13 protein-coding genes are annotated in these 13,238 nt (G+C 47.2%); 8 read left to right on the top strand and 5 right to left on the bottom strand.

Annotated elements, in window-relative coordinates; genetic code table 11:
* Positions 1-524: 524 nt before the first annotated feature.
* Positions 525-1,628 carry an alanine dehydrogenase gene (gene ald, locus METMI_RS0117485; protein ID WP_019867595.1) on the top strand — a complete coding sequence of 368 codons (1,104 nt, stop codon included), beginning with the start codon at positions 525-527 and terminating at the stop codon, positions 1,626-1,628.
* Between the two features lie 124 nt (positions 1,629-1,752).
* Here ald and METMI_RS0117480 read toward each other — a convergent pair whose 3' ends face one another.
* Genes METMI_RS0117480 through METMI_RS0117470 form a run of 3 tightly spaced genes read right to left on the bottom strand, consistent with a single transcriptional unit; the run spans position 1,753 to position 3,322 of the window.
* Positions 1,753-2,133, bottom strand: coding sequence for a hypothetical protein (locus METMI_RS0117480; protein WP_156829889.1), 381 nt, complete (start codon positions 2,131-2,133; stop codon positions 1,753-1,755).
* 28 nt (positions 2,134-2,161) lie between these two features.
* Positions 2,162-2,659 carry a DUF6398 domain-containing protein gene (locus METMI_RS0117475; protein ID WP_019867593.1) on the bottom strand — a complete coding sequence of 166 codons (498 nt, stop codon included), beginning with the start codon at positions 2,657-2,659 and terminating at the stop codon, positions 2,162-2,164.
* Positions 2,660-2,674: 15 nt separating this feature from the next.
* Positions 2,675-3,322 (bottom strand): recombinase family protein, encoded by a 648-nt coding sequence (locus METMI_RS0117470; protein WP_019867592.1) that lies wholly within the window; start codon positions 3,320-3,322, stop codon positions 2,675-2,677.
* A gap of 84 nt (positions 3,323-3,406) precedes the next feature.
* On the opposite strand from METMI_RS0117470, the gene METMI_RS0117465 reads away from it, so the two are divergent.
* Complete coding sequence (locus METMI_RS0117465; protein ID WP_019867591.1) at positions 3,407-4,462, top strand: IS701 family transposase; 1,056 nt, start codon at positions 3,407-3,409, stop codon at positions 4,460-4,462.
* On the opposite strand, the gene METMI_RS0117460 is transcribed toward METMI_RS0117465, so the two are convergent.
* Complete coding sequence (locus METMI_RS0117460; RefSeq protein ID WP_019867590.1) at positions 4,448-4,810, bottom strand: replication initiation protein; 363 nt, start codon at positions 4,808-4,810, stop codon at positions 4,448-4,450. The genes METMI_RS0117465 and METMI_RS0117460 overlap by 15 nt on opposite strands.
* A 153-nt stretch (positions 4,811-4,963) precedes the next feature.
* Complete coding sequence (locus METMI_RS27130) at positions 4,964-5,344, bottom strand: hypothetical protein (protein ID WP_156829888.1); 381 nt, start codon at positions 5,342-5,344, stop codon at positions 4,964-4,966.
* A 268-nt stretch (positions 5,345-5,612) separates the two neighbouring features.
* Between METMI_RS27130 and METMI_RS0117445 the strand changes: the two genes are divergently transcribed.
* The 6 genes from METMI_RS0117445 (at position 5,613) to METMI_RS0117420 (ending at position 13,119) form a co-directional block, all read left to right on the top strand.
* A complete protein-coding gene (locus METMI_RS0117445) occupies positions 5,613-5,900 on the top strand; it encodes a type II toxin-antitoxin system TacA family antitoxin (protein WP_019867588.1) in 288 nt (95 codons plus the stop codon).
* Positions 5,897-6,409 (top strand): GNAT family N-acetyltransferase, encoded by a 513-nt coding sequence (locus METMI_RS0117440; protein ID WP_019867587.1) that lies wholly within the window; start codon positions 5,897-5,899, stop codon positions 6,407-6,409. Before METMI_RS0117445 ends, METMI_RS0117440 begins: the two co-directional genes overlap by 4 nt.
* 354 nt (positions 6,410-6,763) lie before the next feature.
* Complete coding sequence (locus METMI_RS0117435; RefSeq protein WP_051102359.1) at positions 6,764-10,414, top strand: ATP-binding protein; 3,651 nt, start codon at positions 6,764-6,766, stop codon at positions 10,412-10,414.
* Entirely contained in the window at positions 10,407-11,030 is a 624-nt protein-coding gene (locus tag METMI_RS0117430; protein ID WP_019867585.1) for a condensin complex protein MksE, read from the top strand. Before METMI_RS0117435 ends, METMI_RS0117430 begins: the two co-directional genes overlap by 8 nt.
* On the top strand, positions 11,027-12,256 hold the full coding sequence (locus METMI_RS0117425; protein ID WP_019867584.1) for a hypothetical protein: 1,230 nt from the start codon (positions 11,027-11,029) through the stop codon (positions 12,254-12,256). Before METMI_RS0117430 ends, METMI_RS0117425 begins: the two co-directional genes overlap by 4 nt.
* A complete protein-coding gene (locus METMI_RS0117420; protein ID WP_019867583.1) occupies positions 12,253-13,119 on the top strand; it encodes a DUF7281 domain-containing protein in 867 nt (288 codons plus the stop codon). The genes METMI_RS0117425 and METMI_RS0117420 overlap by 4 nt, the downstream gene beginning before the upstream one ends.
* The last annotated feature ends 119 nt before the right edge of the window (positions 13,120-13,238 follow it).

Below are 13,238 nucleotides of genomic sequence, written 5' to 3'. Positions count from 1 at the left end.
ACGATAAGAAGGTGAAGGGGGGTCGATGAAAAATACAGCTATGCCCTGCTAACAAAGCATTCGGTGCCAGACGGAACATGCTTGGTTAAACCGTAATTGTTACGATAAAGTTCCCTTGCCCCATTAATTTTTTCTGCCATGCAGTATGGACTGCAATTTGCTAAGCCTAAAATTGCAGGATATAAAAACCCATGTCCACGGATATTTGGTTATCCTTATTTAATTCCACTGTCATTTGTCCTTGCTTATCATGTCGGTTTTATAATCCAATCAAAACCGATTGGCCCATCCCTTACATTCAAAGGGTGGGCCGAAATTAAATATCTAATGTTTTAATACAAGCACAAAAGCTAATAGGTTATGAAAATCAATATCTTTGATACTTCCCAAGCTGAAGGAAGCAAATTGGAAAGATTATGGTCTTAAAATTGCTTTTATGTTTATTTTAATGGACACCATCAGCAAGTCTATTTGACCAAACCTAGGTCATAAACCCAATTATTGCAACAAATCGAGGCGTTACTATGAGAATTGGAATACCTAAAGAAATTAAAGACCAAGAGGGCAGGGTGGCGATGACACCTGCGGGCGTGCAATTTGTCCGTGAACAAGGGCAGAACGTCGTCGTCGAAACCGATGCCGGTGTGGCGGCTGGATTTACCAACCGGCAATATCAGGCCGCTGGGGCGCAACTGGTGACAACTGCTGAAGCTTGGGCGGTTGATTTGGTGGTTAAGGTCAAAGAACCGCTACCCACTGAATACCAATATCTTGGTAACCAAATGGTGTTTACGTTTTTCCATCTCGCAGGCGTAACCCCGACCTTGACCGAAGCCCTGTTGACTAAAGGCACCACAGCGATAGCCTATGAAACTTTGGAAGATGGAAATGGGCGCTTGCCAATACTCGCACCGATGAGCGCGATTGCGGGCAATATGGCAACGCTGATGGGCGCATATTATCTGGCTAGGTTCAATCACGGCAAGGGCTTGCAACTGGGTAAAGTTTTGGATAAGCGCCATGGCAAAGTGGTGGTGGTTGGTGATGGCGTGGTCGGACAGCATGCCGCGCAAGTGGCTTGTGGTATGGGTGCGGAAGTGTGGGTGGCGGGGATTGATCCGGATTTTATGGCAAACCTGAAAACCAACGTTTTGCCCGAGGCGAACTTTTTCTTATCAACCCCTGATAGTCTTGCCCGGCATATCGCCGATGCCGACTTGGCCGTCGGTGCGGTATTGTGCCGCGGCGCCCTGGCTCCAAAAATTATCACCGAAGCGATAGTCCAGTCTATGGGCGCAGGCTCAGTGGTCGTTGATGTCAGTATCGACCAAGGCGGCTGCATCGCCACATCCAAACCCACTAGCCATTCCAACCCGGTGTTTATCGAACATGGCGTTGTCCATTATTGCGTCACCAACATGCCCGGGGCTTACCCCAGGACTGCCACCGTTGCCCTGGAAGATGCCACTTTGCCCTATATCATTGGCATTGCCGCTAAAGGTAAAGAAGGCTTAATGTCTGACCCCTGCTTTGCCAAGGCAGTCAACGTCATGGATGGCAAAATCACCTGTAAAGCGGTTGCCGAGGCGTTAGGGATGATGGATGTGTGGGTGGATTTAAGAATTTAAATAAAGACGGAACGGGTTACATTCCCGTTCCGTAACATTTTTTGATTTGTATATGCCGGGCAAATGATACACCTGAGTTAATTAGGTATATCTTATGGCGAAATTGTATGCAAATGGCTGGTTTTTATCGGTCTACAATATAGCTTTTAGGGGTGGCCAGCGATATCCCGGTTTCCCCGTCATAAATATACGTCGTCGCGGTAACGTCTTTACCATCAAATTGGCCTTGAATTACCGACTTACTTTTTGTGGTCACAACCAATAATTCACCGGTGCCGTTATTGTTCATATCTGGCAAAATTCCTGTACCGTTAAGCTCTTGGCTAAATGTTTTAAACCAAGGGGTTTTATTTGCGGCGGAGAGGTTCACGGCGTAGACATAGCCAGCGTTGACCTCTTTTGATGAGGTGGCGCATAGAACATATTCTTTGACAGACAACACCAGCACATTGGGTGAGTTTAAACAAACGACACTAAAGTCCCATAGGATTTTGAGCGGTGACAAGGCGTAAACTTCTACTGAGTTGGCCCGCTCACGGCAGATAGGGAATCAATCTAAGTCGAAAGGCTTCTTCTTGGATATCACGCGGCATATGCCGGGCGTCAACGATAAGACCGTTCACTTGAATTAGCCACGCCACTGGATTGGCCGCCATCCTGCTTGGGAGCGTCCAATTTGGATCAGCCTGCCCGGACTTTAACAACTCCATAATCGCCGTTGATTTCGCCGAGCCTGTTTTCGGGCTGAGGCCAAAGTGCTGGCATAGCTCATCCGCCCGTATGTGCGGCGTTTGGCTCTTGTCAAACAGAAAGTTGACCCGACCCACCGAGTAAACAATGCCACAGGCCCAGGTATTGGTTTTTCCGGTGGCGATTGGCGACGGACGTTTGCGGCAAAGCTTCGCTACCATGCGCCGACAAAGGCCCCGATATTCTTCGTTCAAATGCTGTTGGCAGCATCGGTCGGTAAGCTCAACGATCTCATCGTATTTTCCCTGTAGCGCCGCCGGTACCTGCTCTGTTTCACTCATGCTATTTCTCTAATATTACCAATGGGTACGGGCTTTGCTTGCCTTCAACCCCTGTTTCTTTAGCCAATTATGCAGATTGGCCTCGGTCGTATGATAGCGCTTGGCGACAAATCTCTGCGTCGAGCCGTTCGCCAGCAGGCTCTCAATTTCCGGTCGAAATGTATCCAGCTTGCTTTTGCCAGGCCCTTTGGGCCGACCCAGCGTGAGGCCTTGTTCTTTTTTGAAGCGTAGCGCTTCCTTTGTCCGTTGCGAAATCAAATCGCGTTCTATCTCTGCCGCCATCGAAAACGCCAGCGCAATGATTTTGTTTTGGATGCTGTCGTCCAGTTGCCAGCTTCCCTTCACTGAATAGACTCGGATACCCTTGCGGGTAGCGAGCGCCAGAATTTCCATGCATTCCAGCATGCTGCGGCCCAGTCTCGAAAGTTCGGCCACAATTATGGCATCACCCTCCTGCAATTCTTCCAGCACCTGGGCGATTTGACGTTCCCGCCAAGGCTTTCGTCCTGAAGCAATTTCTTCGACAAAATTCACCTTGCCCAAATCATGGTGGTTGGCAAAACTCAGGATATCCGCCTTGTTCTTCTCAAGATCCTGATCGAGCGTCGACACCCGCAGATAAGCGACCGTTTTGCGATCTGAGGAAGTTTCTTTAGCCGCCATAATTACACCATTCGATGAATACCGGAAATTTCAGCTTATAACTGATGTTACGCACCCCCATCCCAAAAAGCGTATCATTTCAGGATGGATAAAGAAAAAACAGAACTCTACACAGACTACCTGATTTGCAACCAAGGCTTGGCGACGGCGACCAGCCTGTCGGCGATGCTTGACGGTGAAGTCAGCCATGACCAGATAACCCGCCACATGTCCGCCAGGCTGTATACCTCAAAAGACTTGTGGGTTGATGTCAAACGCACCGTGCGCCAGATCGAGAAGGATGACGCGTGCCTGATCTTCGACGACACCGTCCAGGAAAAGGCCAGCACCGACGAGAACGAGATCATGTGTTGGCACTATGACCACTGCAAAGGCCGCTCCGTCAAAGGCATCAACCTGCTGAACGCGCTGTACCACAGCGGGGACGTGTCGGTTCCGGTCGCCTTCGAAGTGGTGCGCAAACCGCATCAGTTCAGCGACGTAAAAACCCGCAAGGTCAAGCGGGCGGCGGAGTTCACCAAGAATGAACTGATGCGTTCGATGATCGCCACCTGCGTGGCGAACGCCATCAAGTTCCGCTATGTCCTGACCGACAGCTGGTTTGCCGCTAAGGAGAACTTCGAGTTCATCCTCAAGAAAGGCAAACACTTCATCAGCGCGCTCAAGGACAACCGCTTGGTGGCATTGACCGAAACCGACAAGAATGAAGGACGCTATGTACGGATCAGCCATCTGGAATTGGCGGATCAACAATCGGTGCGCGGCTGGATGAAGGGCTTCAACCATGAAGTGCTGTTCGTCCGGCGGGTCTTTACAAACAAAGACGGCAGCACCGGTTTGTTGAATCTGGTGTGCAGCGATTTGGCGTGCGACGGCGGACAAGCATCGGCTCTCTACCAAAAACGGTGGAAAGTCGAGGAGTCCCATAAGTCGCTGAAATCCAACGCGGGGCTGGCGAAGTCGCCCACCCGCACCGTCACCACGCAAAACAACCACATCTTCATGTCGATTTATGCCGTGTTCAAGCTAGAATGTTTGAAGATTAAACATAAAACCAACCATTTCGCCACTCGGGCTAAGCTGTTTATAAAAGCGAATCAAATGGCGTATGAAGAGTTACAGAAATTACGGGCTGCGTAACATCAGTAAATAATAAGCTTGTAAAGCCTTAGAGGTTGCGTCCCGGCCTAATGCCTGTCGTTGTAATTTATCTATACTGGCCCACATTCCTAAACCAAACAATTGGGCATAATCCGGGTTTAAAGTGATTTCATAGTTAAGGGTGATTTCATCACGGATTCCGCCATATATGAGCTGTCCAAAATAGCGTTTTTTGTGATCAGTTATTTCGATAACACCACCACAAAGGCGTCGTAAAACCGAATGTAATCTTGCATGATCTTTTCCGCCAGTCGTCAAACCTAACGCTTTTAAGAGGCCATAGGCGGAGAATTTTATTGGCTGTCCTAGGTTCTGTTGACGTTTCATTAAGAAAAAATCAAAAGGTTATCGTCATGCCGCCAAGGAATGGCGGCATCCAGATGGCCGGGAAGCCATCCTTGGCCACTGGATTCCGGCAATCCATGCCGGAATGACATGATAAAATCAAAGTTAATTTCCTAACATAATGAAAATAAAGCATTAATTTTTTATCAAAACGTCAACAGAACCTAAAGGATAAGGACGTGCCATATTTAAAAGTTCGAGGTAGACATCAAGATCGGATTGGTCAAATTGCTTGCCAGTAAAAAAAACAGTCAAACCCGCAACAGAGAAAATCTTTTCTTCTATGAATTTGCGGTTTTCTTTTTGTTTTGGATTCAAGGCTGGAAATAATGCAGACCGAAAAATGGCATTAGGGGCGGCGCGTTTTCCATCTTCCCAAAAGTCGAGTTGTACCGGAACAGGAGATGAGGGAGCGTTTATCGGATTCGGACTTTTTTGAGTGCTTATGTTTTTTCGACGTTCAGCGATCGCCGCTATTACCTGGGCAGGGTCTCTCGATAGTTTCATTTCGGGCAACAACTAAAGCTTATGCGTTAATTTTTCGAACGAAATAGTATGACAGGAGCCAAAACTTCCTGTCTTACCGAAAAGTGTCAAAAAAGTGGTATAGTTCGACCTGACTAACACGCATTGTCATTCGTCCAATAGCGGCTTACAGCCCCATCACCAATCCCATTATCTAAATATTGCAAGGATACAAAAGGTGGCTAACGACCACTGCTAGATGTGTTGCTGATTTCTATACAATAATGTATATTTATTATACATACAGAGGAATATTGCCATGCCCCAGACACAAACTAGAGAAACGGGTTCCGTTTCCATCAACATCCGCGCTAAGGCTAGGCAACGCGACCTGATTGACCAGGCCGCGGATCGCCTCGGTCGCAGCCGGTCTGATTTCATGCTGGAAGCGGCTTGTCGGGAAGCGGAAGATGTTTTGCTAGACCAAACCTTCTTTACCGTCGATGAAGTCACTTTTGCCCAATTTCAGGCACTGCTCGATAACCCTTTGCCGCCCTCTGATAAGCTACGCCGATTACTCAAGACGAAAGCACCCTGGGAGCAATGATCTCGCTCAAACTCACACCGCCAGCTCCAATCACAGATAAACTGGAGCTGTCGAACTTCGACAGCGGCGAATTTTCCCTGAACGAATGGCTCAAAAGACGTGCGTTCAAAAACCATGCAATTGGAGCTTCGCGCTGTTTTGTGTTGTGTGCCGACGCGAAGGTTATTGGCTACTACAGCCTATCGGCGGGGGCGATCAGTCATGAAGCAGCACCCAAAGCCATGCGCCGCAACATGCCAGACCCGTTGCCGGTTTTGCTCCTCGGTCGGCTTGCCGTCGATAAGCGATACCACAACCAGGGAATTGGGCAGGCTCTGCTGCGTGATGCGATGCTACGGGCGGTCAACGTCTCCGGCAATGCGGGTGTGTTCGCTCTACTGGTTCATGCGCTTTCTGACCAGGCCAAGCAGTTTTATCTGTCACGGGGCTTCGTGGAATCGCCTTTGCAGCCGATGACCCTTATCATGACACTTGAAACCGTCAGATCAATTTTGGCCGAGCCTGACTAACAACAAAATAAACCCTACTTTTGACGTCTCCCTGAAAGGGAAAAACCTATCTCTATCAGCTATGGTGAGATTTGTCTAACAAACGAACGTATTTTTGGTACTGAAGCTTATGGGGCAAAAAATCTAGATTTTAGAAGATTTAAAGCCATTTTCGTACAATGGAACTCATATACGTGCAAAACAGCTTCCAATATTTGCCACTAATTAGCGCCGCTTTTTCCAGTAAAATTCGACTACGGACTTTGAAAAACAATGGGATAAAAAGAATCTGCTGGTAAATTTTGACGCTTTTTCCTTGCAAAAACTGGCAAATTTTCCACGCTGTTTTACAGCTTCATTATCTAGAACAATAGCATGCACTTACTTAACCGCTTAATTCTTATCGACTCCTACAAACCTGGCGAACTGGTTGAGGTGAGGCTAGATGGGCACACCAATCTTAACGGCGTTAACGGGGCAGGAAAAACTACTTTACTGCGTTTAATCCCGCTATTTTTTGGCGAAAGGCCAGGGCGACTGGTACCCAAAAGCCGTGTCACTGACAGTTTCGCCAAGCATTATTTGCCCAATGAATCCTCCTACATCATTTTTGAATACCAACGTAACGAACAGACCTGCATGGCAGTGATTTACGCCGCGCCCAGCGATGACGGTCTGTGTTACCGCTTTGTCGATAAAGGCTTTGAAAGGGATGATTTTATCGAAACCCGCCGCGACGGCACTTTTTACCCGGTGTCTTGCCGCAGTTTACGGGCGCACTTGACCAAACGGCACATCAATCACAGTGACCAGCTTACCGCTTGTAGCGATTACCGCACCGTCATCCAAAACTTACCGCATAAAAAAGGCCAAGAAATGCGGCAAATGGTAGCGCGTTACAGTTTTTGCAACCACAGCACCGGACACCGCTTAAAAAACATCGAAAAAATCATTACGGGTATGTTGACGCGCTCCACAGACTTTGCTGATTTGCGCGACATGTTAGTGAATTGCATCGAAGAAAACCGAGATGCGATTGCTTTGAATGTACAGATGGAAACCTTGGACAGTTGGCACAAGGAGTATCGCGCTTTCCAAACCGCCGAAGCGGAGCGCGACAAAATTGACCACCTGAACCAATTGGAAACGGAGTTTGGGCAAATCGAATGGGGTCTTGGCGAACTTCAGCATCGTTTACGCTGTTTACTCAGCCAAAATGAACACTATTCGCAGCAAGAGCAAGATGCAGGTAATCTCTGCCATCAACAATTGGAACAGATCAAACAGAGTTGGGAAGGACGCGAGCAGCAATTGAAATCGGCCTTGGCGGAAGTTAAAGCAGCCTTGGAGCAAGTGCGGCGACAACAAACCCAATTGGTAAACGAAAAAAAGAAATGGGATGAACAGGATATTCAAAGTAAAAACCAGTTGTTTTTGCGTCTACCGCAGATCAAGGCACATTTGCAGCAAGAGCAGGAAAATTATCAGCGGTTGCTAACGGATGTGCAGGACATTGATGCCCAATACAAGCAATTTAAAGCCGAAAAAGCCCAGCACTTTGCCGAACAAATAAATGGCTACAGGCAATCCATAAGCTTAATAACTCTGAAAGCCGCCTATAGTAAAGCTATCGCCACCCAGCAAAATGAACAACAAAAAGAATCATTCAGACAAACCAATCAAATCCAACAAGATGACAAACAGAATGAACAATTAACATTAAGCGAAGCGCGAGGGGCTCTGAACAGCCAAATTACCCAAGCCCAACCTGAACCTCACTTGCTTGCCAACCAGGAATTCAAGCAGGAAAGCTTTCATAAAACTCAGCAACACAGACAAGACGCGGAAAAAGCGCTGAGGGAGGTTGAAGCCAGCATCAAGCAAAACCAATCTGTTATTGACGCGTTGCTGAACGAAAAAAGCAAACAGGCAAAAGCCAAACAGGACGCGCAGGACGGACTGGCGCTTTTACAGAAACAACTGGATGCCAACCCCGACACATTACTGGGCTTTTTGCGCGAGCATCAGCCGCAGTGGACGGAGACTATCGCCAAAGTCATCAATCCTGAACTGTTGTTAAGAGAAGATTTGGAGCCGATGTTACGGCCAATCCCGCACAGCTTTTATGGCGTGGACTTGAATCTGGATAACTTGCCTGCTGATTTTACGGCGGATGAAAATAAAATCCGCACCCTGATAACGGCGAACCAACATCAAATCAACGCCTTGGCGATTTCCGAAGCACAAAACGATGCCCAATTGGAAGATTTGAGAAAAACAGCCAACCAGCTTAACAACCAAAAGAAAGCGGCAGATTTAAAGCTCGGACAGCTGCAAACCCAGTTAAATAAACTCACTGAAGAATTAAGCTCGTTAAAACAGCAGATCGAGCGTAGCAAAAGGGAGCGCGCGGCCAAACTTGTTCAAGACAAAAAGACCTTGGAAGAGCAAATCAAACGCTGCAACTCCGAACTACAAACGCTTAAACAGCAGTTACAAGCCGATTTGACACGTTTAAGCCAAGAACTTGACGCTAAGAGCAATCAAATCGATGCGGAAACGGCGACGGCAAGCAACAAAATCGAACAACTTATCGAGCAACTCAAAGAACAAGAACGAACGGCACTGGAGCAATTGGAACAACAGCGTCTGCACAGTTTACAAGAGCGTAAAGTCGATACTGCCACGCTAACCGCATTGGAAACCAGCATTACCCGATTAAAATCCGAAGAAAAAGCGGCGGAAGCAGCTAGGCTTAGCGTTAATGACTATCAACATTGGCTGGAGAATGACTGGTCACGCTATGATGATTTAACCAACCAACGCCATGTTTGCGAAACCCAAATACAGCAGCAACAACGCCAATATGAAACGGAATATGCCCAAAGCCAACAACAGCGCAAAGCTTTAAATGAAGGGCTAGAACGGATAAAAAGCAAGCTGGACAAGCTTGCCAAAGAGATCAAAATGATTAACGAATTATTGGTAAATTTGTCGGCTTATTCCAAACGTGTACCTGAGCAAGTCAGTTTTGACAATGCCCACACCTTGGCGTTGTTGCATGGCGAATACCGTCATTTGATCGAACAGCACAAGGAGGCCCGTAAAGGCCTTGCCGCTTTGATCCGGCATTTTAAGCAAGTCTTGGCAAGGTTTCCCTTAACTCATCCAGGCCGCTATTACATCCGCGTCGAAGATGAATTGGGGTTTGATAGCGAAGACTTGGCTTGGTTGGAACGTATCCAAGCCTGGTATGCGAGTGAATCGGATACTGCCAGAAGTTGGCTGCTGAGCCAAGCCAGGCTATTTGGCAGTGCTATCCGCAATTACCAACAAGCCTTGGCACGGTTTGACCGCGGCATTGATTCCTTATCCAGACGCTTGGCGGCAAACATCGACAGCAATATCCGCTTTGAAAAAATTGAACGCATTGAAGGCCGATTGACTTCCAAAGTCACCTCCTTGGGCTATTGGGAGCAAATCGTTCGGTTTACCAAAGATTACGATGAGTGGAACCGCAGTAATGATGGTGCGTTACCATCCCAGGATTTTGCCGACATCGTCCAACAAGTCGCCGAGCAATTGCAAAGCAAAGGCCGCGTGGAAATGAAGCTGGTCAACTTGCTGGAATTGGAGATCATGGTCACCGAAAACGGGCGAACGAAAAAAGCCACCCACGCCGAGGAATTACGGCAAATCTCCAGCCACGGTTTGTCGTATCTGATTTTATGCGTGTTTTTTATCGCGTTGGTTAACATGATCCGCAAAGACCAGCCTTTAACTATCGTCTGGCCTATGGATGAACTGAAAGAATTGCACCAAATGAACATTGAAATGCTAGTGGACATTCTCACCAAAAACAACATCAGCCTGTTTTCAGCCTTCCCCGATCCTGATCCCGATGTATTGCGGCTGTTTAAAAATCGCTATCAAGTGTTCGGCTATCGACAATTGTTGGAAATGGCGGTGGATGCCGATTATTTATCGGCATTGGTGCCTTTGGCTGAGGAAGCCGAACATGTTTGAAAGCGTCGTGAAACGCCTGTTACAAGGTGAGTTTGTTTGCGATATCAGCGATGAATCAGGTTTCCGTTATTTACAAGACCCAGATAATGCCCAGCAAGTCGAATCGTTTTTACAACGTTTGGATTACCGTTTGTCACGCACTCAAAACCACTTGGCTTTTTATACGTCTTACCGGACTATCGACAGCCAAGCGCGTAGCGACATCCGCAAGGTTTTCCAGCAATTTCGGGTTGAATTACAACCCGTCGTGGAATGGCTGGATATGATGATGTCTTGCTTGAACCAAGACACAAGCTTGTCGCCCGGCGATACCTTTAGTTTTTCGGGTTTGTTACAAGCCATCGAACAAAACCAAGCCCAAGCTGACCGCTTGCAAGGTTTTGCCAGATTTAAAGATTTCACCAGCAGTGATGATTCGGTGAAAGGCCGTTTGGAAAAGTTGCTGAACACTTTGCAAAAATGGGGCTATTTGCATTTAGCCAACCGCGACACCTTAATTTATCAGGTCACGGGCAAGATGGATTATTTTTATCAGGCCTTGCAGTTTATCCAAGAACATGAACAAATCCCAATAGAGCAAGGCGAAAACGACACGATTCAGGAGAGTTTGTTTTGAGCCAGGCAGGGCAGGGGCTGGAACGCCTGTTTAAAGCCTTGGCGACACATGGCGAGCTGATTGCCGAAGCCTATTACAACGGTGTGGTTTACAAAGACAACCAAAACCAGCGTGTTCTTAATCAGTTGAAACAATTGAAAATATTGGTCAACCATAACGCTGATGGCTATCGCGTCGCCGGACGCTTAGGGCAATTTATCGACAGCGCCTTAAGTTCTGACCGCGTCCGCCGTTTGGACACCGATCTGGCCAGCTGGATTGATACGCTTGAACAACAAATCGGCTTATATCAGGATGCGTTGGCTGAAAATCGCGTGGATGATGGCGACAGTTATTTTGCCGAAATCGAACGGCTGGTATTTGATCTGTCCGATACCCTGGAAGAAAACACCCGCTATTTACTGATGTTGGTCAACAGCCGTTTCGCGAATGTCCGCACCTTGGCGGAAAAGCAAAAGCAAAACACGTTTTACATTTCCCGTTTGGAAAAACTGGTCAATGCCATCACCGCCTTGCAACCGGAATTTTTGTTGGAACTGGTGGAAGACCAACCGTTGCTGTATGCCTTACTCGACCAACAATTGATCCGCCTGCTACCGATTTACCAACAACGTATGCAGGACATTCTCAATAAGCTGAAGGTGTTTTTGTTTGAACTTCGGCAAATTGAAGCAAGGGCGCAACGGGTGCAAGGCTTTGCTTTTTTTTTGCAACAAAACCAGAATTACCAACCGCAGGACTGGAGTGAGAGCGAGCACATCCCCGAACACTGGAACCAAGTTAAGCCATTGGCATTGTTTGCCTATGCTGACCCGCTGGATAATACATTAACCCAAGACCTGATTGAGATTGCGCAAAAAATCCGCCGCGATACCGATGTCTTATTAGCAAAACCCAAACCACGCGCTGTCAACGCCGTGTCATTAAATCCGCCAAGCAAACACGTTCTGGAATTGCCACTATACCGTAAACACACGGCACGCTATTTCGAACGGGTACTACGCAACCCAAGCCAACCGATTTCCGCTATCGCTTTTTACAAAGCATTCGTGAGCGACATAGAGCCGTCGATCTGGTTAAGTTGTGTGCTGAATGAATGGTTGCGGCGCCAACAAAGCAATAAACGCCTGCAACTGGAATTGATTGAAACTGATGACGGGCTGCCGTTTTCGGGTAATAAAACAGTGCAGGATATTGTCCTGGCGTTTAAAGGTGACGAGCGTTGAACAAGCAAGTGCTGAAGGTTATCCAAAACGCCCTACAATCAGAAAAAGAGCTGTTTCCACTTAACCCAACTTGGCAATCCTTGCATCAGCAATTCAATATTGGCCGGACACAGGGCACAAAGCTGGAAATTAGCTCTCAGGATAAGGCTGAACTGTTGGTGTTGGTTAAAGAAGCAACGGGCATCGATCTTGAACAATCGCTGGTCACTGATTTTGCAGCCATGCCGCGAGAACAAGTTTTAGCTGTTGCACTGAATGAGAAATTGGCGGGGCTGGCGGTTAAAAAAAATCGATTGGCTGTTAAGGTATTGACTGGTTTTACTTTAAAAGTCAACGGCCATGCTTACTTGTTACCACCTTGCGGTCATTTTGATATAGCGTTGGCAGACTTCTCAAGCACCGCCCATAACTGTATTTTGATTGTTGAAAATTACCGCTGTTTTGACCGGCTAGCAAATCTGCACCTAGATTTGCCAACAGACTACGATGATCCCTTAGTGCTGTATCGTGGCGATAACAGCTACAGTCAACAAGCCGTCCGGCAGTTGTTGGCAAAATTGGACTTGCCTGTACTGGTGATGACTGACATCGATCCCCAGGGTTTGTTAATTGTCCAGTCCTTTGCCAAGGTAACGGGGTTTGTTGCACCCCGTTTAACCGATTTGGAAGCATTGCTAAATGATCGGTTAAAAGCCAATCCCGAATTATACACAAAGCAATCGGCAGACTGCCAAAGCACTTTGGATAATAGTCAGTATGATTTGATTAGGGAAGTATGGGTATTACTGAAAAAATATCAGGCGGGAATTGTTCAGGAATACTGGCTCCAAAGCGGTTGTAAATTGATAGTGCATAAATTATGACGGCATTGGTTTAGGAACACTTCAACTTGTATGAAAAAACGGCATCCCGAAAAGAATAGTCCGATTTATTGGTTACCGAACTGAGCAAGCCTATCGGCAATAGCGGATGTAAGTTAAAA

This window comes from Methylovulum miyakonense HT12, from assembly GCF_000384075.1.
GTDB lineage: Bacteria > Pseudomonadota > Gammaproteobacteria > Methylococcales > Methylomonadaceae > Methylovulum > Methylovulum miyakonense.
The sequence above is the reverse complement of the archived record's forward strand: the minus strand, read 5'-3'. Positions and strand labels throughout refer to the sequence as shown.